Origin of the sequence: Allochromatium vinosum DSM 180 (assembly GCF_000025485.1) — a bacterium.
Lineage (GTDB): Bacteria > Pseudomonadota > Gammaproteobacteria > Chromatiales > Chromatiaceae > Thermochromatium > Thermochromatium vinosum.
Genome location: NC_013851.1, coordinates 1,718,835 through 1,743,668 on the forward strand (window position 1 = coordinate 1,718,835; position 24,834 = coordinate 1,743,668).

Consider the following 24,834-nt stretch of genomic DNA (forward strand, 5'->3'; position numbering starts at 1 on the left):
CTGTTGGCGACGATTTATACACATACGGATGTTGAATCCCAGCTTCGACGCGAACTGTCCCTGATCGGCGAGGAGACCGCCGCCAAGATTCAGGCACGGTTGCGCGCCCATGCGCTCCTGCTGCGCAGTGGCGCGGCTTTCTTCATGGGATCGGAGGCAGTCAGTCGCGAGGAGTGGCGCGCCTTCGTCCAGCGCTCGCAGATTCACTCGGTCCTGCCCGGAATCCAGGGCGTCGGTTTCGCGCGCGCCATCCGGTCCGAGGATCTCGCCGAACACGAGCGTTCGATACGCGCCGAGGGATTCGCCGACTATCGGGTCTGGCCGGCGGGCGAACGTCCACTCTACACGGCCATCGTCTATCTCGAACCCTTCAGCGGGCGCAATCTCCGCGCCTTCGGCTACGACATGTTTTCCGAGCCGGTGCGGCACGCGGCCATGGAGCGCGCCCGTGACCTGGATGTCGCCGCGCTCTCGGGCAAGGTGCATCTGGTTCAGGAGACCGAGCGCGACGTCCAGGCCGGAACACTGATGTACGTTCCGGTCTATCGCGTTGGAATGCCCGTCGCCACCATCGAGCAGCGACGTGCCGCCTTGGTCGGTTGGGTCTACAGTCCCTACCGGATGGACGACCTGATGCGCGGCATCCTGGGCGGATGGGATCGCTACAATGGGCGGCGCATCCATCTCAGACTCTATGCGGGTGATCAGCCCGTGCCGGCGTCCCTGCTCCACGACAACGAACCGGCCGCCACCGAGGATTGGGAGCCGGCCGGACTGGACATCCCCTCCATCCCGATCGATTTCGAGGGGCAGCGCTGGACGCTGGATCTGACTCGGCCCGATTTGAATGAAACCTTGTTCTGGGATATCCGGGTCTGGGGAGTGGCCACCTCCGGGGTTCTCGTCACCCTGCTGATCGCGGCGCTGTTATTCGCCCTGGACAGGTCTCGTCGGCAGACGGTGCGATTGGTCATGGAACTCAGGGCGCGCGAGGAGGCTGAGGCCGCCTTGAGCGAGAGTGAGCGGAACTACCGCGAGTTGCTCGACAATCTGCACGTAGGCGTGGTGGTCCATGGTCCGGATACCGCCATCCTGCTCGCCAATCCCATGGCTTCGCGCCTTTTGGGGCTGGCGGTCGATCAGCTGCATGGTCGCACGGCCATGGACCCGGCCTGGCGCTTCGTCCGCGAGGATGGGACACCGATGCCGCTGGCCGAATATCCGGTCACCCGCGTCGTGAATACCGGCGTGATCGTGCAGGATCTGGTACTGGGCATCCTCGAACCCGAGGACATCCGGCTCACCTGGGTGCAGTGCGAGGCGTATCCGCTCTGGGACGAGCCGGGGCGCCTTCAGCAGATCGTCGTAACCTTCTTCGACATCACGGCGCGCAAGAGCGCCGAAACCGAGTTGGAGCGCTATCGTCAGCACCTGGAGTCACTGGTGGCCTCGCGTACCCAGGAATTGAGCGAGGCGCGCGACGCGGCCGAAGCGGCCAACCGTGCCAAGAGCGCCTTTCTGGCCAACATGAGCCACGAGATCCGCACCCCGATGAATGCCATCATCGGTCTGAATCATCTGCTGCAACACGAGGTCACGGACCCGCGCGCACACGACTGGCTGACCAAGGTCGGCGAGGCGGCCGCCCATCTGCTGCGGATCATCGACGACATCCTGGATCTGTCCAAGATCGAGGCCGGGCATCTCACGCTCGAAACGGGCGAGTTCTCGCCGCGCAATCTGATCGAGCGGACCTTCAGTCTGCTCGGTGACCGGGCGCGGCAGAAGGGGTTGCGGCTGCACGCGGCCATCGCACCCGATGTGCCCGAGTCGCTGGTCGGTGATGCGCTGCGTCTGCAGCAGATCCTGCTCAACTTCGTCTCCAACGCCATCAAGTTCTCCGAACAGGGCGAGATCCGGGTTCGCGCCTGGACGCAGGCCGAAGACGCCGAGTGGATGCGGCTGCATCTGGACGTTGCGGACCAGGGGATCGGCCTGACCGCCGAACAGCAGGCACGCCTGTTCCAGCCCTTTGCCCAGGGGGACGAGTCGACGACCCGGCGCTATGGCGGCACGGGTCTGGGACTGGCGATCGCGCGCCGTCTGGCCAATCTCATGCAGGGTGAGGTGGGCGTGGTGAGCGAACCCGGTCGGGGCAGCACGTTCTGGGCGAGCGTGCGCCTGCGCCGGTCCCCCTCGGCCGCCGCCCCGGACGGGGCGGCCCGATCCGAACACGCCCAGCTCCAGCCGGAGCGGCTCATCGCCCAGCGTCATCAGGGCGCACGCCTGCTCCTGGTCGAGGATGACCCCATCAATCAGGAGGTCGCGCTCCAATTGCTGAGCACCACCGGCCTGATCGTCGATGTGGCCGACAACGGTCGTCACGCGCTCGAATGTCTGCGCGCGCGCGACGACTACGCCCTGGTGCTGATGGACATGCAGATGCCGGTCATGGATGGTCTGGAGGCGACGCGCGCCATTCGTCTCCTGCCGGGGCGCGCGGCGTTGCCGATCCTGGCGATGACGGCCAATGCCTTCGAGGGCGATCGGCAGCGGTGTCTGGAAGCGGGCATGAACGATCATCTCGGCAAGCCGGTCGAGCCGCGCAAACTCTACGAAGCCCTGCTCAGATGGCTGCCGGGAGCCGGATAGGTGCGCTCTGGTCAGGCGCCGTGCTCGACGGCAATCCCAAGCCGGTCGGCCAGCACGCGCACCGCTGCCACCCCGCTGCGGGCATCGAAGTTTCCGAGCGCTTCGCGCAGGTCGACGAGCCGGTCGTCGGGCAGCTCGTGCGCGAGCCGTTTGACGGCTGATTCGGCGCCGATGATGTCGAACTCGTTGAGGGCGCTCAGGGCTGCATGCAGGAGCGGTGCGATCCGGCCGCGCTTGGCGGCGGATTCCGGTTCGGCCGCCATACCCGCCTCGGACACGACCGGCGTCTCGCGCGCGTAGCGGGCGATGGAGTCGAGCGCTGTCTCCAGGGCTGACTGCAGGGCCGTCATGGACGTTGCGTCCGACTCGGCCGCGACCGGATCGGCCATCAGCGACTCCAGTCTGCCGGCCTGCGACGCAACCTCGGTGAGTCCCAGATTCCCGGCAACGCCTTTGAGCGTATGGAGCAGTTGCTGAGCCAGCGGCGGTTCGGCCGCTGCGAGGCGGCTGACCACATCGGCGTATTCCTGCGCGAACCGGCGCAGATAACGACGATAGGTTTCGGCCTCCTGCCACATGGTCAGCGCGCGATCGATCGCCAGTCCCGGTAGCGGCAAGGCGTTCGGTGCGTGCGTGGCTGACGTGGCGGCCGAGGCGGGCGGGTGCTCCGTGTCGGATGCCTTGAGCGTCGACGCCCGCGTCTGGCCCCGGTCGTCTGTCAGGCGCCGGATGACAGTCACCGCCTGCTCGACCTCGAAGGGCTTGGGGATGAAGTCATCCATTCCGGCCTCCTGGGCCAAGACCTCCTGGGAATGCAGCGCGCCGGCGGTGAGCGCCACCACCGGCAGGCGTGAGAGCTCCGGGATCTGGCGAATACGACGTGTGGCTTCGTGGCCATCCATGATCGGCATTTGCACATCCATCAGCACCAAGTCGACGGCATCCGGATGCGCCTGGAGCCAGTCGAGCGCCTGTTGACCATCGTTGGCCAGCGTGATCGTCGCCCCTTCGTCGCTAAAAATGCGCCGAGCGACCTCGCGGTTGATCTCGCTGTCGTCGACCACCAGCAGGCGCCGACCCGCGAGCCGTCGCGGCTGGCGGCGGACGCGCGCGGGTGTCTCGATCTTGCCGAGACGCCGGCCGCGCGCCTTGGCGACAGCGTCGTACAAGGGGGTGGGGGTCAACGGCTTGGCGAGCACGGCCTCGATGATGTCGCCGTCGGGACGTTGCCGGATCTGGTCGGCCGGCGCCTGGGTCAACAGGAACAGCAGCGGCCGGCGTGACGCGGGCAGGGCCTGGCAGATGGCTTGAGCGGTCGCCAGCCCGTCGCGCTCCGGCCCCCAGTCCAGAAGCACCGCGGCATCCGGTCCCTGCAGGAACGAATGATTCAAGACAGCGTCCAGCACCGCGTCCCGCGAGTCCACCGAGGTCGCTGACCAGCCCAGGGCACTGACCGTCGCCCACAGCGCATCGCGGACACAGGGATGGTCGTCGCTGATCAGCACCTGTAGAGGCCGCGCCCGAGGCCGATCCGGCGCGTCCGGTTCGGTGCGGCCTAGCGGAACCTCGAACCAGAAGGTGCTGCCGACGCCCGGCGCACTCTCGACGCCCAGCCGTCCGCCCATGAGTTCGACCAGTTGCCGCGAGATCATCAGCCCGAGACCGGAGCCTCCGAAGCGGCGCGTGGTGGACGCATCCGCCTGCATGAAGGGCTGAAACAGCCGGGCCTGGGTCTCGGCATCGATGCCGATCCCCGTATCCCGAACCGTGAACCGCATCACGAGATTGGATGCGCTGGACTCGACAGGCGTGATCCGCACCTCGACCACGCCGGAGTCGGTGAACTTGATGGCATTGTTGGTGAGGTTGATGAGGATCTGGCCCAGTCGCAGCGGATCACCGAGCAGCGGCCAATCACAGTCGCGCGGCGGCACGATGGCCAGCGCGAGATCCTTGCCTCTGGCCGCCGTGGTCATGATGGTTGCCAGGTTGTCCAAGACCTGACTGAGCTGAAACCTGGTCTGTTCGATCAAAATCTTCCCCGACTCGATCTTGGAGACGTCGAGGATGTCGTTGATGATGCCGAGCAGACTCTGGCCGGAGTGATAGATCTTGCGTGCCAGGTCGCACGCCTCCTCGGGCAGGTTTTCCTGACGCTCCAGTAGATAGGCCAGCCCCAGCACGGCATTCATGGGAGTGCGGATCTCATGGCTCATGTTGGCCAGGAACTCGCTCCTGGCCTGTGCCAGCCGCAGCGCCTGCTCACGCGCCGCGCGCAGCTCGGCGGTACGCTCGGTCACGCGCTGCTCCAGGTCGGCATTGAGTCGCCGCACGGCCTCTTCGGCCTGGAGGCGCGCGGTGACATCGCTGCCGACGGAGAGGATTTCGCTCACCGCGCCGTGCGCGTCGCGGATCGCCTGGTTGGTCCAGCTCATCCAGACCCGGCGCCCATCGCGGCAGACGTTTTCGTTGATGTTGCTGCGATAGTCCTCCGGGTGCGCCAGGAGGTTTTCGATCAGTCCGCGGAGATCGGTCCCGGTCGATGTCTGGTCCGGCACCAGGATGTCGATGCGGCATTTGCCGACGACCTCCTCGGCACTCCAGCCGAAAAAGCGTTCGGCATACTCGTTGAAAAAGGTCAGGGTACCGTCGCGGGTCCAGCGGATGATGGCGCTGCTGGCGCTCTGCACCAGCTCGCGGTAGCGTCGCTCGCTCTCGCGTAGCGCCGCTTCGGCCTGTTGCTGCTCGGTGATGTCGCGCAGGATGAAGGTGTAGGTTCTGGAGCCGAAGACGGACGCGCACGAGCTGCTGGCCTCGAGCGTGAGCATCCGCCCATCATGGCGTCGGCCTTCCACCACCACGTAACGGCGTTCATAGACCTGGGTGCCAGTCAGATCGCCCGGTGACTTGAGTTGGACCGGATTGCATTTGAGCCGCTCGTAGCCATCGCCCGGCAGCAGAAAGCCGATGCCCTGGCCGAGCATTTCGCGCATGGCATAACCGAAGATGGCTTCGGCACCCTGGTTGTAGACCTGGATCCGGCCGTGTTCGTCGACGACCATGATGGCGTCCTGAACGCTGTCCAGAAGCGCGCGGAACTGCACCTTGGTCACCAGTGTCTGGCGGCGACGGTTGGCTTCCTGGAGCTCACGCTCGACCAGCACTCCCAGGCGCGCCAGATGCCCCTTGAGGATGTAGTCGTTCGCACCGGCCTTCATGGCGCGGACACCGATATCCTCATCTGCGGCATCCAGGAGGACGATGAGCGGAACGTCCGGCCATCCGCGTCGCATGCGAGCCAGAGCCTTGGGGTCGTCGAGGCCGGGCAGGCGATCGTCCGAGATGATGATGTCCCAGGGGCCGATCAGCCATGCTTCCCGGAGCTGCTCAACCGTTTCCACGCAGCGATGCTCGACCTGATATCCGGCCTCTTTTAGAGTGTGTACGAGCAGGCCGGCATCGTCGGCTGAGTCCTCCACGATCAGGAGGCGTAGGAGTGTCGGTGCCGTTTCCATTATCATCGCGTCCATTCCATCCAATATGTCCGCCTGTCCGCGTCGGCTACACTGTGGTCGACGGAGGCCGGTCTCGATGTTTCACCCACGGGTACGCGAGGTTTCGGAGTTGGGTCTCAAAGCCAATAAACCAAGATCCAGTGGGTTCGCGGATCCAGATCAGACTGTGATGTTGCCAGTGAACGCTCATCCGCAAGTTCGCGCGGCGCTGACTCCGCTACGTGGAGGGCGTCTGTTCGTTCCTCTGCTGGTCATTGCCCTGCTCGTGCCGGTGAGCGCCTTCAGTTTCCCGCTGTTCCACATCCTGGCCGAGCTGATTCCGATCATCATCGCCACCAGCGCCTTCACCATCGCCTGGAGCACCTACCCCTTTTCGCGCAACAGCTTTCTGTTGTTCCTCGCCACGGGCCTCTTCTGTCTGGGGCTGCTGGATCTCTTCCACTCGCTCGTCTACAAGGGCATGGAACTCTATCCGGGCCAGGCCGACTCCAACCGGCCGACCCAGTTCTGGATCGGCGCCCACTATCTGCAAGCGTTGCTCCTGTTGATCGCCCCGTTGACCTCGAACCTTGCGCTGAAGCGAGTGCCCCTGCTGCTGGCGATGGGCGGCTGCACGTTGCTGGTATTCGCCTGGATCATGAGCGGCCATTTTCCCGACGCCTTCATCGAGGGGCAGGGACTGACATCGTTCAAGATCTACAGCGAATACCTGATCGTCGCCCTGCTGGCGGCGTCATTGATACAGCTTCACCGCCGGCGCGCGGACCTGGGCGCGGATCTCGTGACCCTGGTCCAGGTCGCCGTGTTCGTCACCATCCTCTCCGAGCTGTCCTTCACCTTCTACGTGAGCGTCGATGGCCTCTCGAATCTCGTCGGACATCTGCTCAAGATCATCGCCTACTGGTACATCTACAGCGTTTTCATGGATTTCGCCATTCGTGCCAGGGCCGAGAGCGAGGACCGCTTTCGCTCCGTTTTCGACCAGCAGTTCCAGTTCATGGCCATCCTCACGCCCGAAGGCCGTGTCATCGACATCAACGAGTTGGTACGCCGCTTCCAGGGCTATGCCCGTGAGGACTTCATTGGCCAGCTGTTCTGGGAGTCCCCGGCCTGGCGTGACTATCCGGAGTGGCGGGAGATCTGGCCAAAACGTCTCGCGCAGGCGACCACGATGGATGGCCCGCTGATCACACATGACATCTATCAGAAGCGCAATGGCGAGATCCGCATGGCCGATGCCGCCACCACGGCGATCCGCGGACCCGATGGCGCGGTACGCTGGTATGTGATCCAGGCCACGGATACGACAGAGCGTCGTCGGGCCGAGGCCGCGTTGCGCGAGAGCGAAGAGCGGCTGCGCATGCTGCTGCGCCGCATCCCCGACCTGGTGTGGCTGAAGGATCCTGATGGCCGGTATCTGACCTGCAACGCACGCTTCGAGACGCTCTTCGGCCGGCCAGAGGCAGAGATCATCGGCAAGACCGACTACGACTTCGTCGATCGTGCGCAGGCGGATTTCTTCCGGGCCAATGACCTGGCCGCCATCGCCGCCGGTGGCCCCAGGGTCAACGAGGAGGAGATCGTCTTTGCCGGCGACGGTCATCGTGAACGCATCCAGGTCGTCAAGACGCCCGTGCATGACGCCGATGGAACCGTGATCGGTGTGCTCGGTATCGCGCGCGACATCACTGAGATGCGACGGGTGGAGCAAGAACTCGAACAGCACCGTCATCATCTGGAGGAACTGGTGGCGGAACGCACGGAGGAACTCACGCAGGCGCGCCTGGAGGCCGAGCGTCTGGCCCAATCCAAGGGCGAGTTCCTGGCCAACATGAGCCATGAGATCCGCACCCCGATGAACGCCGTGCTCGGTCTGGCCTACCTGCTGGAACGTCAGCCCTTGCCCGATGAGGCACACGAGCTGGCGCGCCAGATCCATCGTTCCGGTCAGAGCCTGCTGCACATCATCAATGACATCCTGGACTTCTCCAAGATCGAGTCCGGTCGTATCGAGATCGAACGCATTCCCTTCCAGCTCGGCGAGGTGCTCGACAATCTGGTCACCATCGTGGGTACGAGCGCGGCCGACAAGGCCATCGATCTGGTCATCCGGCCGCCCGAAGATCTGGAGTCCAGCCTGGTCGGCGACCCGCTGCGCCTCGGTCAGATCCTCATCAACCTCACCAGCAATGCCGTCAAGTTCACCTCCGACGGTCAGGTCGAGGTGCGGGTCGAGTCCATCGCCCGCAGCCATACCGAAGTCACCTTGCGCTTCACGGTGCGCGACACCGGCATCGGCATCGACCCGGAGACCCAGGCCCATCTGTTCCAGCCCTTCACCCAGGCGGATGCCTCCACCACGCGGCGCTTCGGCGGCTCGGGACTCGGGCTGGTCATCTGTCGTCGTCTGGCCGAGCTGATGGGCGGGCGTCTGGGACTGGACAGTGTGCCGGGTGAAGGCAGTACCTTCTGGCTCGAGCTGACCTTCGGCCTGACTGAACACGAGAGCCGGCCGGGAACCTCTTCGCTCGACGCCTCCCCGGAGTCAGGCGAGCCCCCGTTGAGCGGTCTGCGTGTGCTGGTGGTCGACGACAGTGAGATCAACCGCGAGGTCGCCCAGCTCATCTTCAGCGGTGAGGGCGCTGAGGTCTGTTCGCTGAACGATGGGCGCCAAGCCGTCGATTGGCTCATCGCGCATCCGATGGCTGTCGACATCGTCCTGATGGATGTGCACATGCCGGTCATGGATGGACGCACGGCCACCCGTCTGATCCGCGAGACACCCGAGATCGCCTGGATTCCCATCGTGGCCCTGACCGCCGATGCCGTGGGCGATCAGGAGGGCGCGGCGCTGGAGGCCGGCATGGATGCCTTTTTGCCCAAGCCGCTCGATGTGCCGGCGGCCGTCGCCTTTGATCCGGCGTCTGACCGGGCGGGCGGTCGAGATCCCAGAGGATCGCCATACGCCCGATCCCGCTGCCGGCAGCGTCCAGATCCACTCGTCCGATAGCGAACTCGAGTTCCCCGGTCTCGATGTCGAGCGCGCGCTGACGGTCTGGAAAGACGCTGACGTCTATGGTCAGTACCTGCGTCATTTCGTCGACAGCTATGGTGAGGTGAGCCGCCGCCTCGTCACGGCCGAGCCGGAGTCGGCGCGACAGCTGGCGCACAAACTCAGGGGCGCGGCAGGCAATCTGGGGCTCGTCGATGTAGCCGCCCGCGCCGCCGAACTGGAGCAGGCACTGAAGTCGGCCGGAACCGGCACGACTCCGGAGATCGACAGTCAGGTCGTCGCACTCCAGGGGGCGCTCGCAACCGCCCTGGCCAGCATCGAGCGCTTCGCGACTGTCCCGTCGTCGGTGCCGACAGGTCTCCGGCATCACATCGGGAGCCGTGCAAACCCAGGTCGCTAAAGAGGCGAAGATCGAGTACAACGCGCCCTTTACCACATGGTTTGAGTGATCGTTCCAGATGCAAGATTTCGTACCCGGTCAGCGTTGGCTGAGCGAGACCCAGACCGAGCTCGGACTCGGCCTGGTCGAGGCTGTCGATGGCCGCCATGTCCGGATCGCCTATCCGGCGACCGGCGAGACCCGTCTCTATGCCAGGAGCGAAGCACCGCTGGCGCGGCTGGTGGTCGAGCGCGGCGAGCGTATCCGCGACCGCGCCGGGCGCGAGCTGCGCGTCATCGAAGCCCGTGTTGAGCACGGACTCATCATCTATCGCGGCGAGGATGCTGAGGGTCAGCTCCGGGAGCTGCCCGAGCCGGAACTCGACGATCGCCTGAGCTTCAACCGTCCAGGCCAACGCCTGCTCGCGGCCCGACTCGACAGCGATCACTGGTTCCGGCTGCGCCATCGGACCTGGACGCAGGGAATGCGTGAGGCCGGTTCACCGACCCTGGGACTGGTCGGCGCACGGGTGGCGCTCATCCCACATCAGTTGCATATCGCCGCTGAGGTCTCGCGGCGCGAGGCCCCGCGCGTGCTCCTGGCCGACGAGGTGGGGTTGGGCAAGACCATCGAGGCCGGTCTGATCCTGCATCGGATGCGCCTCACCGGGAGTGCGCGCCGGGTGCTGATCCTGACCCCCGAGCCGCTGCTGCATCAGTGGCTGGTCGAGATGCGTCGTCGTTTCAATCTGGCGCTGGCGCTGTTCGATCAGGAGCGCTTCGAGTCGATCCGGGACGACAATCCCTTCCTGTCCGAACAATGCGTGCTATGCGGGCTGGAACTGCTGGTTGCTCAGGCCGGGGCGGGGCGGGCGGTCCTAGAGGCCGAGTGGGATCTGTTGATCGTCGACGAGGCCCATCATCTGACCTGGTCCGAGACCGATCCGAGTCCGGCCTATCGGCTGGTCGAAGCGCTGGCGAGCCGCATTCCCTCGGTACTGCTGCTGACGGCCACGCCCGAACAGCTCGGGCGCGCCGGCCATTTTGGACGGTTGCGCCTGCTCGATCCGGCCCGCTTCCATGATCCGGCCGCCTTTCAGGACGAGGAGGCGCGCTATGCACCCATCGCCGCCTTGGCCGCACGCCTGCTTGATGACGAACCGCTCGACGACGCTGACCGGGCGCGCCTCGAATCGCTGCTCGGCGAGTGCGACGGACTAGACCGCGAGACGCTCATCGAGCGCCTGATCGACCGTCACGGCACCGGGCGCGTGCTCTTCCGCAACACCCGCGCCACCATTCCCGGCTTTCCGCGCCGCGAACTGATCGCTCATCCGCTGCCGGAACCGGACGCCTACCGCACCGTTCCGGACCTCGACCCGCTGGCACGCCTGACTCCGGAGTGCGCGCACGGCTCCGGCTGGGAGTCGGTCGACCCGCGACTCGACTGGCTGATCGCGACCCTGCGCGACCTGCGTCCGGCCAAGGTGCTCCTGATCTGCGCCCAGGCGCACACCGTGCTCGAACTGCGCGAGGCGCTGCGCCAGCGCGCCGGCATTCATGCCGCCGTCTTCCACGAGGGAATGGAGATCGTCGAGCGCGACCGGGCGGCGGCCTATTTCGCGTCCGTCGAGGATGGCACCCAGATCCTGCTGTGCTCGGAGATCGGCAGCGAGGGGCGCAACTTCCAGTTCGCCCATCACCTGATCCTGTTCGACCTGCCGCTGGAGCCGGATCTGCTCGAACAGCGCATCGGACGGCTCGACCGCATCGGCCAGGCCCAGACCATCCGCCTGCACGTGCCCTATCTGAGCGGCGGCCCGATGGAGATCCTGTTTCGCTGGTATGCCGAGGGGCTGGGCGCCTTCGAGCAGCTGTGTCCGGCGGCCGCCGCCGTGCACGAGCGTCTGGGCGGGAGACTGAGGGACGCCCTGGCCGATCCCGCGCAGGCTGAGGCGCTGATCGCGGAGACCCGAATGCTGGCCAGCCAACTCAACGGCGAACTGGCCGCCGGGCGCGATCGGCTGCTCGAACTGCACTCGCACCGGCTCACGCGCGACGCGGCCCTGGTCGAGTCGATCGCGGCCAGCGACGCTGAGCGCTCGGTCGCGGACTATCTGAGCGACTTCTGGGACGCCTTCGGTGTGGAGCACGAACCCGGTCCGGGTGGATCGGTGGTGGTGCGGCCCGGTCCGCAGATGCTCCAGGAGACCTTTCCGCGTCTGCCCGAGGATGGGCTGACCGCGACCTTCGACCGCGCCCAGGCACTGGCCAACGAGGACCGCGCGTTCCTGACCTGGGAGCATCCGATGACGCGCGAGGCGATGGAGCTGCTGACGGCGTCCGAGCTGGGCAGCGCGGCGCTGATCCTGATCCAGGGCGATGCGCGCTTCCCCCGTGCCACGCTGTTGCTGGAGATCCTCTACGTTGCCGAATGTCCGGCTCCGCCCGAACTCCAGGTCGAGCACTTCCTGCCACCGACCCTGGTGCGTCTGCTGCTCGACGCCGAGGGGCGGGATCGCGCCGGGGAGATCGCGCACGAGAGCCTGCGGGGCGACTGCCTGAGCCATAACGGCACGCTCGCCCGCGCCCTGATCGCCTCACAGGCGTCGCGTCTGGCCGAACGGCTGGAGCAGGGCGAGGAGCTGGCGCACGGGGCGCTGAAGGATCTGGAGCAGGAAGCGCGAGCGCGCATGCATCAGGTGCTCGGTGATGAGCTGGAGCGGCTGCTGGCGCTGGCAGCGGTCAACCCTGCGGTGCGCCCCGACGAGATCGCGCGTCTGCGACACAGGCGTGAGCGGCTCGACGTGCTGCTCGGTCAGGCACACCTGCGACTCGACGCATTGCGGCTGATCATCGCGCATTGAGTGGCGATGAATCGCCTCTGATGAGGAGACGGGCGGGCGACTGGACGGACCTGTGCGCCCGCCGCCCCTTCAACGATAGCTGTCGAGTTCGTCCAGCGTCAGGCGACGTGCTTCGTCCTCCAGCATGATGGGGATATCGTCGCGGATGGGGTAGGCGAGCTGGGCCGACAGCGAGATGAGCTCCCCGCGCGCCTTGTCGAGGATCAGCGGACCCTTGGTGACCGGGCAGACGAGGATGTCGAGGAGTTTCTTGTCGAGCATGGGTTGATCGCTCCTTGGGCGAGACATAGCTTGGTAGATACGGACCAAGTTTAACTGTTATCGTGCCCATGGAGATACTGGACAGGCGGTAGTCTGAATTTTGCCGCCGGCCTGCTCTCGGCGGTCAGGGCAACAGGCCCGGCCACCTTGATTTTTCAGGCTGACATAAAAACAAATATTGATTATGGGCAATCTATATTCATCCCTGAGTTTGACGTAAAATGCAGAAACCATGGTGGTTTACTTGAGTCGCGACACCTTTATCTCACGTCAAACGCGACCTGTACCATCGATCCAGCCCGCAAGGGAACCGCGTCCCCGCGGGAAATCACCAGAATAATCATCCCCGCTATCCACCGTTCGGCAGGAGGAGTCTCGACATGGTCGCTTTCGAACAATTACACGCTCAGAACCATAAGATCACGGAGCTCTCGAACGTCTTCCTCTATCTGGTGCGGGAGCGTTCCATGTGCGATACCGATGTCACGTGCAACGTCTTCTTCGATCTCACCAATCATGTGCGTGAGCACATGGAAGTCGTCGACCGTGATCTCTGCGGCAAGCTCCTGTCCTATCCGGACCAGTCGGTCAAGAACACCGCCAACCGCTTCCTGTCCGGCTCGACCGAGATCAAGCGCATCTTCAGCGCCTATGTCAAACAGTGGTGCTCGGAGAAACGCCACTCGCTGACGATCAACGATCACGCCTCCTTCGTGCAGGATACCGAACAGATGTTCGCCCTGGTCATGGATCGCCTGCAACGCGAGACCGAGTATCTCTATCCGCTGATTCGCAATCTCGACGAGAAGGAGCAGGCGGCGGCTTGAGCGCGCCCCTCTTTCAGGTGCCGGCGCGGCGCAGCCGAGCGATCCAGGCTTTCTGGCAGTCGTGCCGGCGCTGGGATTGGAGTCGCTCCCGGATGTGTGGGCGCGCCTGCTCGAAGTCGATCGTGCGCCCCGGCTCGATGTGCTCGCACCAGAGTAGATGGAAGCCGATCTCGGATTCCAGCACGCCGCTGACCTGACCCGCGTCGAGGGCAAAGAGCGCGGCGTCGAGTTCGGGGTAGAGCCGTCCGCGGGGGAGGGTGCCGAGGCGTCCGTCTTCCAGCGCGGTCGGGCATTCGGAATGACGGCGCGCGAGTTGGCCGAAGGCGTCCGGGCGGGCCTGAGCGTCGGCGGCGAGCGCTTCGATACGGGCACGTGCCGCCTCACGGCCGTTCTCGGCGTAATCGGCGTTGATGGTGATCAGGATATGACGTGCCGCGCGTCGTTCCGGGATCTGGAAGCGCTCGGGGTGCTCGGCATGGAACCGGCGCACCTCCTCCTCGCTGACCGCCTCGGCACGCGCCCCGACGCGCGTCATCACGGCATCGAAGATCAGTTCGCGTCGCAGTGCCTGACGCAGCCCCGTCTCGTCGAGCCCATTGCGCGCGAGATCCGCCAGAAACGCGCCTTCGTCCGGGTAGCGGCGTCGAACCTCGGTCAGCGCCTCGTCGAGATGCCGCTCGGGAATCAGCGTATCGCGTGCCTCATCCGTGGCCAGAACCAGTGATTCGAGCGTCCAGGTCTGCTCGGCCAGACGCTCGACCACGGTCCGTTGCGCCGCGTCCAAGGCATCCACGGGCGCCTGGAAACGCTCACTGGCGGCGCGTAGCCGATGGTAGCGGTATTCGGCCGATGGTGTGTGTCGATGTCTGTCGGCAATCTGGTTCATCTTGGGATACTCGCGCGTGCCCGGAATCGAATCACATGCCGTCCGATCTAGGCCGAGGCTGCGGCGGCCAGAGGCTCGGGTTCGGTCAGGGCGGTCTCGGGGACGATCAGGGTGTTGCGATCGGGGAAATGGACGTGATAGGCCACGCCGCCCGGATGGTCGCGCAGGACGCGGATCACCTCGCCGACCTCGCCGGCCTCGACCAGGACACGCCCCTGGAGTCCGAGCGGTAGCCGGGCGGCGACCTGATCGCGGAACTCGAAACGGCTCGGGATCCAGGGCGCGTCGGCGTGCTGGAGTTCCTCGGCGCGGCAGCCGACGATGCGATCGCTGTCCAGGAAGTGCACCGAATAGATGATCTGATCCTGCAGAAAGGTGCCCACGTCACGCACGAAGCCGGTGCTGCCGCGCCGGATCAGGAGCGCGCCGGTCGGCTCACCCGGATAGGTGCCGTCGTTGCGCACGTTGCGCAGCACCCGCACCTCGTCGCCATATTCATACTCGGGTCGCATGGGGGCGGCTCTCCATCAGGTCGTTGAGCGGGATGGCCACTTGTCGTGGTTCATGCATCCGGAACACCCGAAACACCTTCTCGGTGCGCGCGTCCGAGGTCTCGAAGTCCTGGTAAGCCGCTTGCAGCCGATCGGCGTACAGCGCCCACTTGGCCTGGACCGAGTCCGGCATCTCGTCGACCTGATCGAGATAGTCGTGGAAGCGTTGCAGGATGTGCAGGCGATTGACCTGCACCACGGCCGGCTGATACTGGATACCGAAATAGTCCAGGAAGTCCTCGGCGCTGGTCAGTTCGCTCAGATCGAGTTCGAAGTCGTCGTCGGTCATGGAATCACCTCTGTCGTTGGGCGGTCGTGGGTGTTTAGCGGCCACCCGTCATTGCAGTCGCGCCGTTTGCGGATAGCCGATCTCGGCGAGGAAGCGGCGCAGGTCACCAGTCTCTGGACTGCGCTTGGTCTCGGTGACGAAGCGGCGCACCAGCGGCAGCAGACGTTCGGCCTGCTCCTGATCCAGCTCAAAGCACAGGCTTTCGGCATAGACACGTTGAACGGCATGTCGGCCCGAGTGCTTGCCAAGCACCAGCCGATGGTTGAGTCCGAGTTCGGCCGGATCGACGCCCTGATAATTCAGCGGATCCTTGATCAGACCATCGACATGGATACCGGCCTCATGCGTGAAAGCACCGGCGCCGACCAGACTCTTGTGCCAGGCGATCGGCTTGCCGGAGGCTTGGGCGACCAGGCTCGATAGCGCCGAGAAACGTTTCAGATCGACGCCGCAGTCGAGTCCCTGGACATGCCGGAGGCCCATGACGACCTCTTCGAGCGCCGCATTTCCGGCTCGCTCACCGAGACCGTGGACCGTGGTGTTGACATGGGTCGCGCCGGCACGGACCGCCGCCAGGGTGTTGGCGGTCGCCAGTCCGAGATCGTCATGCGCGTGCATCTCGATTTCGAGATCCACGCGGGCGCGCAGCGCGTGCAGCCGCTCGTAGAGACCGAAGGGATCCATGAGTCCGACCGTGTCGGCGAAGCGGAAGCGCCGCGCGCCGGCGGCCTGAGCGGTCTCGGCCGCGCGCCATAGGAATTCGGAATCGGCGCGCGAAGCGTCCTCACCACCGACACAGACCTCCAACCCCAGATCCAGGGCCAAGCGAACCTTGCGCTCGATCTGGGCGAGCACCCAGCCCCGATCGCGCCCGAGCTTGCGGGCGATCTGCTGATCCGAAAGCGGCATGGAGAGGTCGACCAGTTGCACCCCGAGATCGCGGCATTGAACGATGTCGTCGGCCAGCATCCGCGTCCAGACCATGAGCCGCGCCGAGAGTCCGAGTGCGGCCACGGCGCGGATCGACTCGCGTTCCTCCTCGCCCATCGCCGGGATACCGATCTCCAGCTCCGGGACGCCGAGCGCGTCGAGACCCTGCGCGATGGCCAGCTTCTCGTCGAGTGAGAAGGCCACGCCTGCCGACTGCTCGCCGTCGCGCAGGGTGGTGTCGTTGATGATGACTGAATGCTGGGGGTTCGACATGGCTCGCTCCAAAAGACCTCTGGTGAAGCTCTATGCACAAAGCGAGCCAGTTTATTTTACTTCTTCGTTTCAGATGCTTAGGACTTTCTCGCCGTCCAGTCCCTGTGTTATTTACGACAAAAGGGCGAGATTCATCCACTCTGCGCTTGTGGCAGGGTGCGTAGACGTCCCATAAAAAAACCCCGCCGGTGAAGGCGGGGTGAATCACCACTGAGGAAGTCAGAGAACGAGACAGAGGGACAAGCCTCAACTCTGCCGCTTTTCAGCAAGGCATTTTCAGTGCCAGCTTTTTGTAAGTGGCTGTTTTCACTTTTGTATCAGGCTTCTACACGCAGCGATCGATGTGGCGTATGACCGGGCTTACTGCAAATCGAGGCCGTTTTGACCTGGATTCGACCCGCTTGCACTCGATTGGTGCATCGGCGTCGAGGCGCGTTCTTCAGCGCGCCCCAGACCAATCCCCGCCACAGGCGTTCCGCAGTCCGGACAGATGCCATGCCGGACACGGTTCTCCAGCAGCTGAAAACCGTGACGGTGGATGAGCCGCGCGCCGCATCCGGGGCAATGGGTATCCTCGCCGCCATCGCCCGGCAGATTGCCGACATAGACATACCGCAAGCCGACCGCAAGCCCGATACCGGCAGCACGTCTGAGCGTCGCCGAGGGCGTGGGCATCACATCGGCCATGTGATAGGCGCCATGGAACCGCGAGACGTGCCAGGGGATGTCGGGCGAGACCGAATGGATGAAGCGCGCGATGTCGCGCAATTCCTCGTCCGAGTCGTTGACGCCCGGAATCACCAGGGTCGTGACCTCCACCCATACACCGAGGGCGTGATAGCGACCGATGGCGTCGAGCACCGGCTGGAGCCTGACGCGGCTGATGTGACGGTAGCTCTCGTCGCGGAAGAACTTGAGATCCACGTTGGCCGCGTCCAGCACACCGGCCAGCTCGCGCTGGGGCGCCGCGTTGATGTAGCCGTTGGTGACGAAGATATTGATCAGCCCCGCCTCGCGCGCCAGACAGGCCGTCTCATAGGCCAGCTCATAGAAGATCGTCGGCTCGGTATAGGTGTAGGCGATGGAGCGCGCGCCCGCTGCCTGGGCCGCGCGCACGATCTGCGCCGGCGTCACCGGCTCGCCGGGCACCCGGTCGCCGAGTCGCGCCAGTTGGGGACAGAGCGGCGTCCCGTCCGCCGACACGGCCTCGTCCGGCTCCAGATGCTTGGGAAGACGCTCGCGCGGCCACTGCGAGATCTCCCAGTTCTGGCAGAACTCACAGCGCAGACTACAGCCGACCGTGGCGATCGAATAGGCCGTCGATCCGGGATAGACATGGAACAGCGGCTTCTTTTCGATCGGATCGAGACTGCGCGAGACGATCCGATCGGCCACCAGCGTGAAGAGGGTGCCCTGACTGTTGTAGCGCACCGCGCAGACACCGCGACCCGCGTTCGGGATGATGCAGTCGTGTGGACAGAGCCGGCACTGGACGCGCTTGGCGTCGAGCCGGTCGTAGAAGCGAGCCTCCTTCATCAGTTCCTCCGCGAGAAACCCCGTCCTTCAGGGCGGGGAGGGATAGTGGCTACGACCGTGCAGTCGCCGGAAACAGGTGCAGGCTTTCCACCTGCCGGGCCGCGAGGCTCTGCCCGTAAGGGCCTGGTGACGGTGCGGCGTCTCACGACGCCACACGCTCCCCTCGCCAATGTGTGCAACCGGCTCCCGCTGGCGCGGCGATCAAAACCTTCGACGCTTTACCTTTCGCCTGCATCATTTCGACCTTTCAGAGCGGCGGACTGAGGAAGCATCCGCCGGTGAGTCTTAGCGACCTGTTGCATACGTAGCCCCTTTCGACCGTCCTGGTCAGGCGGGCTGAGGCTGGTCAACCCAGCTTGCTCTCACAAGCTCCGGCCTTCAGGCCGGGGTAGTTGACGTTCGGACCCTCCCAAACAGACCACAGGCCGCTCAGGCCGCGTCCCGAGCGGCGATGACGGCGCGGGCGGCATCGCGCAGCAGGCTGGCTGCCTCCCAGTCCGTTCCTTGGGGAAGGATCGGCGCCGCGATGACGACTTCGATCGTCCCCGGACGCGGGCGGAAACGGTCGCCCGGCATGACGGCGCGCGTCCCCCGGATCGTGACCGGCAGAATCGGCACACCCGCCTCGGCCGCCGCCACGAAGGCCCCCATACGGAAGGGTAGCAGACCCGGCCGCTCGCGGAAGGTGCCCTCGGGGAAGAAGGCCAGACTCGCCCCATCACGCAACGCCGTCTGCAAGCGCTCGCCCTCGCGATGACTCTGCTGGAGATCGAACCGCTCGACGAACAGCGTTCCCAGGCGTTCGAGAAAGCGCCCGGCCAGCGGATTGGCGTTCAGTTCGCGCTTGGCGACGAAGCGCATCGGACGCGGAACGGCCTCGATCAGGGCCAGGGCATCGAGATAACTCTGATGGTTGGCGACCAGTACTAGGCTTCGCCCAGCGGGTGGCAGATGCTCCCGCCCCGTCATACGCAGACGCACACCCATGAGTCGACGCAAGAGCCGGACGCCGCCACGCGCCAGCGACCAGCGCCAGGCCGGACGCGGGCTCAGCATGACGCCGCCCCATACCCAGGGCGCCAGCAGAGTGAATACGCCCCAGGCATAGCCGGCATAGAGGGTTTCAGGCAGTCGGACGCCCCAGGTACGCAGTCGCGCCAGAACCGCCCGCGCGCCGACCCGCGCCAACTGCCAGACAGGTGCCGGCGGTGTATCGAACAGCCGCCCGGCCAGATAGCGTTCGCGCGTATCACCCCGGCGCAGCTTGCCGCTGGAGGTCTTGAGCACGGCGCGCGGCGGGGCCAGCACGATCTCGTCGGGTGGGAGACCCAGCACCTCGGTGGCCCGCTCACGCGCACGCTGAGCCAGGGCCGCCCGCCGCTCGGGATCGCGCTCCTTGCTCTCGGCCACGATCACCAGCCGTTCGCTGCCCTGACGCGCATCGCGGGCGGCGAACGCGACCACGCAACCGCGCCGGATGCCCGTCAGCTCGCCGAGTGCCTGCTCGACCTCGTAGGGATAGAGATTGCGCCCGCCGCGGATGATCAGATCCTTCACCCGTCCGGTGAGATGGATGTCGCCGCCAGCCAGATAGGCGCGATCGCCGGTCTCGTGCCAGCCGTCGCGGATCAGGCGCGCCGTGGCCTCCGGGTGGCGATAGTAACCCTGGGTCGCCGATGGACCCTGGAATTGCAGCAGGCCCTCGTGCCGCTCGGGTCGCTCCCGGCCCGACTCGTCGACCACCCGCACCCGATAGCCCGGCAGCGGACGCCCGCAGGCGACCACCGCCATCGCGTCCGGATCGTCGCAGGCCACTGGCAGGGCATAGCCCGAGCCGGCGAAACGCGCGCGGTCGATACAGTCGATGCGCGGCCCGCGTTCCACCGGCGGAAAGGCCAGACCGACCGCCGCCTCGGCCAGCCCATAGACCGGAGCCAGCGCCTCAGGCCGCAACCCGCAGGGCGCAAAACGCTCGGCGAATCGATGCAGGGTCTCGGCGCTGACCGGCTCGGCGCCGTTGAAGGCCCGGCGCCAGGAACGCAGATCCAGCCCCTCCAGCTGGCTGTCGGAGAGCCGCGTCAGACAGAGTTCATAGGCGAAGTTGGGCGCCGCCGACAGCGTGCCGCGATGCGCGCTGATCGCCTGGAGCCAGCGCCTGGGACGGGCGAGAAAGGCCAGTGGCGACATGACGATCAGCGGCACGCCGAAATAGAGGCTCCCCAGCCAGGCGCCGATCAGTCCCATGTCGTGATAGAGCGGCAGCCAGCTGACGAAGACATCGTCGGGCGCGATGGCGATGGCCTCGCCCATGGCGCGGATGTTGGCGAGCAGGTCGGCATGGGTGAGCATCACGCCCTTGGGATCGCCCGTGCTGCCGGAGGTGTATTGCAGAAAGGCCAGATCGCCGGCGTTTGGGGCGGCCCAGTCGGCGCGGCTCAAGGGGGCTGTCTCGTCCGGCGTCTCCAGCGTCAGGATCTCGTGCAGTGACGGCACCTGGGCACTCAACAGCCGGGCGACGTGACGCGCCTCGGACACCGTGATCAGCACGCACACGCCGGCATTGTCGAGCAGTCGCGCATGGCGGCGCAGATGATCTTCGAGTTGCTGGGGCCGTGCCGGCGGATAGATGGGTACGGGTACGCCGCCCGCGATCAGCACGCCGAAGAAGGCGAAGAAATAATCCAGGCCGGTCGGCAGCATGATCGCTACCGTCCCGCCGCTCTTGAGTCCCGCCGCATGCAGTCGGGCGGCGACGCGCTCAGCGCCCTCGGCCAAAGCGGCATGGGTGAGCGGATGGGGCCGGTCGTCGCCGTCGTAATAGGTCAGATGGACACGCTCGCCCTGGCGGTCGCGATGCCAGGCGAGCACGTCGAGCAGTGTCCGTGCGCCGGATGGATGCTCCAGCCCTGCACCTGTCGGCGCGGCGAGCGTGACGCCCTGACTCCCGCCGGCCTGGGTGTCCGGCGTCCCGCGCATCCGCGCCAGCAGCTCGCGCGGCGTGTCGGCCAGCAGTGCCGTATCGGGCAACTGGATGTTCAGGCCGCGCTCGATACGCGCGATCAGTTCCGAGCGGCTCAGGCTGTCGAGTCCGAGATCGGATTCGAGCCGGGTGTCGAGCGTCAGGCCCTCGCGCGGCTCGGGCAGATGCGATTCGCGCACAAAGTCGCTCAGAACACTCAGAAGTCGGCGGGCAGGCTCATCGTGGACGGGTGTGGTCGAGTGGGCCGGCGCCGCCTCATGGCGTTCATCGGTTGGATGTGGGTGGCTCGTCACGGTACAAAGGCTCGGATGGCTGAAACCAGAGTGTCATTTGAGCCGTTTCGATCCTCGATGCAAGCGTTTTCCGTGCGCAACCCGCCTGCACTGCGGGGGCGCGCCAGGCGTCCCCCACAGCGCTCGTCGTCAATCTCAGGCGGCCGCCGCCTGGACCTGGCGAAGCAGTTCGCCGGGGGCGAGCACGGGCAGGGTGGCCGCGTCGAAGTCGGGCGCATTGAGTGAGATCACACGATCGAGTCCGTTGACACGGGCACACTCGTGGATGAGTGCATCGTCGAAATAGCGCCAACCCAGCCCCATGGCCGAGTCGATGACCTCGGCATCGACTGGAGCGATCTCGAGCATGGCGCGCAATGCGCTCAGTTTGGCACTCGCGCCCGGATAACCGTGGGTGCGCGCGAGGAGGTCGTGGAGCGACTCGATCGTCGCGGCGCAGACATAGCCGGTGATATGGCCAGTGGCGGCCAGCGTCAGGGCGGCGGAAGATTCGGGCGCGGGATGCTCCGCGTTGGTCAGGGCATCGACCAGTACACTGATGTCGAACAGTGTCTTGAGCGGTGGGTTCATGGTGTCACTCCTGTTTACATCGATGATCCGCCGGGACCGTCGATCCGGCCCCGTGAGTGCGCCGAACGGACTGCGTGCGTCCATCACCCGTAGGGTTCACTCGCGCGAAGAGAATCCCGGCGACTCCAGCCGCTCGGGTGGTTGAAACCGGTGTATCGAACGCTGGAGGCGGGATGGGGTGCCCAATCGCGCTGAGACGGGGCGGGCGAACTGGAGACTGGCGAATGCCAGCCTCCCGGATACCTTTGATGTGTATGGTTTCCGGGAGGCCAAAAGGCCCGGGGAGCGACTCCTGGATGAGGCTGAGCATCTCCTTGAATGTCCCTGCTCGTCGTCATCGAATGGTCGTATTCTAAACGGCGTTCGGGTTCAGACAAGCGATTTTTGATCCACGCGGCCGGGCTTTAGGACTGACTGTGGTGTGCCGGTTCGATGCGCTTTGGAGTCACCTTCCAGATGTGCTCGGCATATTCGCGGATCGCCCGATCCGAGGAGAAGCGCCCGATGCGCGCGACATTGAGGATCGACATCCGCGTCCAGCGCGGCGTGTCCCTGTAGGTCTCGCTCACCGTCTTCTGACAGTCCAGATAGGCGCGATAGTCGGCGAGCACCATGAAGGGGTCATGGTTGACGAGATTGTCGGTCAGCGGGCGGAAGAGCTGGGTGTCGCCGTGCGAGAAGAGTCCCGAGTTGATCAGATCGATGTCGGACTTGAGTTCGGCGTCGCTTTGGTAGAACTCCCAGGGCCGATAGCCGCTCATCTGGCGTTGCAGCGCCTCTTCGGCCGTCATCCCGAACAGGAAGAAGTTCTCGGCCCCGACCGCCTCGCGGATCTCGACATTGGCCCCGTCGAGCGTGCCGATGGTCAGCGCTCCGTTCATCGAGAACTTCATGTTGCCCGTGCCCGAGGCTTCCTTGCCGGCGAGCGAGATCTGCTCGGAGAGATCGGCGGCCGGATAGAGCCGCTGACCGTTCTTGACGTTGAAGTCGGGCATGAAGGCCACGCGGATCCAGCCGTTGACCTGGGGATCGTTGTTGACGACCTCACCGACGGCGTTGATGAGCTTGATGATGAGCTTGGCCATGAAATAGCCCGGCGCCGCCTTGCCGCCGAAGATGAAGGCGCGCGGCACCAGATCCTGCGACTGGCCCTGTTTGATGCGCTGATAGCAGCGGATGATGTGCAGCACCTTGAGATGCTGGCGCTTGTACTCGTGGAAGCGCTTGGCCTGGACGTCGAACAGCGATTCCGGGTCGAGGCGGACGCCGGCGGCCTGCTGCATCCAGGTCGCCAGATCCTGCTTGGCCGCGCGCTTGACCGCGCGCCAGTCCTCCAGCAGACCGGCGTCGTCGACATGGGCCTCCAGCTCGCGTACCCGCTCCAGGTCGAGGATCCAGTCATCGTGACCACAGGTCTTGGTGATGAGCTGGGCCAGACGCGGATTGGCGACGACCATGAACCGCCGGGGCGTGACCCCATTGGTAACATTGTGGAAACGCTCGGGCCAGAGTTCGGCAAAGTCCTTGAACAGCGTGGCCTTGACCAGTTCGGAATGCAGCTCGGCCACGCCATTGACCGCCCGGCTGCCCACCACCGCCAGATTGGCCATGCGTATCCGCCGCTCGCCGCCCTCGGCAATCAGCGACATGCGCCAGACCCGCGCCTCGTCGCCGAGGAAACGCATCCGCACCTCGTCGAGAAAGCGGCGGTTGATCTCGTAGACGATCTCCAGATGACGCGGCAGCAGGCGCTCGAACAGGCTCACCGACCAGGTTTCGAGTGCCTCGGGCAGGAGCGTGTGATTGGTGTAGCAGAAGGTGCGATGGGTGATGTCCCAGGACTGCTCCCAGCTCATGACGTGCTCGTCGAGCAGCAGGCGCATCAGCTCGGCCACCGCGAGCGCCGGATGGGTGTCGTTGAGCTGGGCGACGAACTTGTCGGCGAAGCTCTCCAGCGGGCCGACCGTGTTCAGATGCAGCCGGATCATGTCCTGCATCGAGCAGGAGACGAAGAAGTATTGCTGCTTGAGCCGCAGTTCCTTGCCGGCCTCGGGTTCGTCGTTGGGATAGAGCACCTTGGAGATGGTCTCGGCCTGGATGTTGGCATAGACCGCGCCATAGTAGTCGCCGGTGTTGAACGCCTGGAAGTCGAACGAGGTCGGCGCCTCGGCCTTCCACAGCCGCAGCAGGTTGGCGTTCGCGGTGCCGTAGCCCAGGATCGGGGTGTCGTAGGCCATGCCGTTGATCACCTGGGCCGGACGCCAGCAGACGCGGCTGCGGCCTGTGTCGTCCCGATAGGATTCAGTGTAGCCGCCGTAGCCCACCGAAAAGCGGATCTTGGGCCGTGGGATCTCCCAGGGATTGCCGTTGCGCAGCCAGTTGTCGGTCTTCTCGACCTGCCAGCCGTCCTCGATGGCCTGATCGAAGATGCCGAACTCGTAGCGGATGCCGTAGCCGATGGCCGGGATGCGGCAGGTCGAGAGTGATTCCATGAAGCAGGCGGCCAGACGGCCCAATCCGCCGTTGCCCAGGCCCGGTTCCTCCTCCTCCTCGAGAATGGCGTCGAGATCCAGCCCCAGCTCCTCGCCGGCCTCGCGCGCCGCCTCGGTGATGCCGAGATTGACCAGGTTGCAGGCCAGATGCGGGCCGAGCAGATATTCGGCCGAGAGATAGCAGACGGTGCGCGCATGACTGGTCTTGAAGACCTGCGCCGATTCCACCCAGTGCTTGAGCAGCCGGTCGCGCGTGGTGAAGGCGGCGGCCATGTAGAGGTCGTGCGGCGTGGCCACCTCACGAAAACGTCCCTGGATATAGAAAAGATTGTCGAGGAAGTCCTGTTTCAGCGCGGCCTTTGACAGACCGGTGCGGGTGCGTTCACGCTCGCTGTCCAATGACTCCGTGGGGTTCGGCGTGCTCATGGGTGTCCTCTCGTCGTTCTTGGGCGGGGAATTCGCCACGCGACTCTAAAACGCCTGAATGCGGGCGTCCACCACGAAACCGTGACCGCCGGACG

The 24,834-nt window shown here is 65.3% G+C and carries 15 protein-coding genes; 5 read left to right on the forward strand and 10 right to left on the reverse strand.

What is annotated here, in order from left to right; translation table 11 throughout:
- Window positions 1-3: 3 nt before the first annotated feature.
- The gene (locus tag ALVIN_RS16580) at window positions 4-2,652 is read left to right on the forward strand and encodes a CHASE domain-containing protein (protein WP_223295278.1); all 2,649 of its coding nucleotides are present in this window, start codon (window positions 4-6) and stop codon (window positions 2,650-2,652) included.
- 11 nt (window positions 2,653-2,663) lie between these two features.
- Here the strand turns inward: ALVIN_RS16580 and ALVIN_RS07365 are convergent, their stop codons facing one another.
- Window positions 2,664-6,167, reverse strand: a complete 3,504-nt coding sequence (locus ALVIN_RS07365) for a response regulator (RefSeq protein ID WP_050750301.1) — start codon at window positions 6,165-6,167, stop codon at window positions 2,664-2,666.
- Window positions 6,168-6,336: 169 nt separating this feature from the next.
- Here ALVIN_RS07365 and ALVIN_RS16585 point away from each other — a divergent pair, with 169 nt between their 5' ends.
- Genes ALVIN_RS16585 through rapA form a run of 3 tightly spaced genes read left to right on the forward strand, consistent with a single transcriptional unit; the run spans window position 6,337 to window position 12,425 of the window.
- Window positions 6,337-9,177: an MASE3 domain-containing protein gene (locus tag ALVIN_RS16585; protein ID WP_190275527.1), complete on the forward strand. Its 2,841-nt coding sequence runs from the start codon at window positions 6,337-6,339 to the stop codon at window positions 9,175-9,177.
- Entirely contained in the window at window positions 9,080-9,580 is a 501-nt protein-coding gene (locus ALVIN_RS16590; protein ID WP_050750303.1) for an Hpt domain-containing protein, read from the forward strand. Before ALVIN_RS16585 ends, ALVIN_RS16590 begins: the two co-directional genes overlap by 98 nt.
- A gap of 58 nt (window positions 9,581-9,638) precedes the next feature.
- Window positions 9,639-12,425: an RNA polymerase-associated protein RapA gene (rapA, locus tag ALVIN_RS07380; RefSeq protein ID WP_012970700.1), complete on the forward strand. Its 2,787-nt coding sequence runs from the start codon at window positions 9,639-9,641 to the stop codon at window positions 12,423-12,425.
- A 69-nt stretch (window positions 12,426-12,494) separates the two neighbouring features.
- Here the strand turns inward: rapA and ALVIN_RS07385 are convergent, their stop codons facing one another.
- Window positions 12,495-12,686 (reverse strand): Trm112 family protein, encoded by a 192-nt coding sequence (locus tag ALVIN_RS07385; RefSeq protein WP_012970701.1) that lies wholly within the window; start codon window positions 12,684-12,686, stop codon window positions 12,495-12,497.
- A gap of 380 nt (window positions 12,687-13,066) precedes the next feature.
- Between ALVIN_RS07385 and ALVIN_RS07390 the strand changes: the two genes are divergently transcribed.
- Complete coding sequence (locus ALVIN_RS07390; RefSeq protein ID WP_012970702.1) at window positions 13,067-13,513, forward strand: hypothetical protein; 447 nt, start codon at window positions 13,067-13,069, stop codon at window positions 13,511-13,513.
- A gap of 13 nt (window positions 13,514-13,526) precedes the next feature.
- Here the strand turns inward: ALVIN_RS07390 and nifM are convergent, their stop codons facing one another.
- The 8 genes from nifM to ALVIN_RS07430 form a co-directional block, all read right to left on the reverse strand.
- On the reverse strand, window positions 13,527-14,399 hold the full coding sequence (gene nifM / locus ALVIN_RS07395; RefSeq protein WP_012970703.1) for a nitrogen fixation protein NifM: 873 nt from the start codon (window positions 14,397-14,399) through the stop codon (window positions 13,527-13,529).
- 47 nt (window positions 14,400-14,446) lie between these two features.
- A complete protein-coding gene (locus ALVIN_RS07400) occupies window positions 14,447-14,911 on the reverse strand; it encodes a nitrogen fixation protein NifZ (RefSeq protein WP_012970704.1) in 465 nt (154 codons plus the stop codon).
- A complete protein-coding gene (gene nifW / locus ALVIN_RS07405; RefSeq protein WP_012970705.1) occupies window positions 14,895-15,239 on the reverse strand; it encodes a nitrogenase-stabilizing/protective protein NifW in 345 nt (114 codons plus the stop codon). Before nifW ends, ALVIN_RS07400 begins: the two co-directional genes overlap by 17 nt.
- Before the next feature lie 48 nt (window positions 15,240-15,287).
- Window positions 15,288-16,442, reverse strand: coding sequence for a homocitrate synthase (gene nifV, locus ALVIN_RS07410; RefSeq protein ID WP_012970706.1), 1,155 nt, complete (start codon window positions 16,440-16,442; stop codon window positions 15,288-15,290).
- A gap of 360 nt (window positions 16,443-16,802) precedes the next feature.
- The gene (gene amrS, locus ALVIN_RS07415; RefSeq protein WP_012970707.1) at window positions 16,803-17,978 is read right to left on the reverse strand and encodes an AmmeMemoRadiSam system radical SAM enzyme; all 1,176 of its coding nucleotides are present in this window, start codon (window positions 17,976-17,978) and stop codon (window positions 16,803-16,805) included.
- 429 nt (window positions 17,979-18,407) lie between these two features.
- A complete protein-coding gene (locus tag ALVIN_RS07420; RefSeq protein WP_223295279.1) occupies window positions 18,408-21,137 on the reverse strand; it encodes a 1-acylglycerol-3-phosphate O-acyltransferase in 2,730 nt (909 codons plus the stop codon).
- Between the two features lie 249 nt (window positions 21,138-21,386).
- Complete coding sequence (locus ALVIN_RS07425; RefSeq protein ID WP_012970709.1) at window positions 21,387-21,821, reverse strand: type II toxin-antitoxin system VapC family toxin; 435 nt, start codon at window positions 21,819-21,821, stop codon at window positions 21,387-21,389.
- Between the two features lie 404 nt (window positions 21,822-22,225).
- A complete protein-coding gene (locus ALVIN_RS07430) occupies window positions 22,226-24,739 on the reverse strand; it encodes a glycogen/starch/alpha-glucan phosphorylase (RefSeq protein ID WP_012970710.1) in 2,514 nt (837 codons plus the stop codon).
- Between the last annotated feature and the right edge of the window lie 95 nt (window positions 24,740-24,834).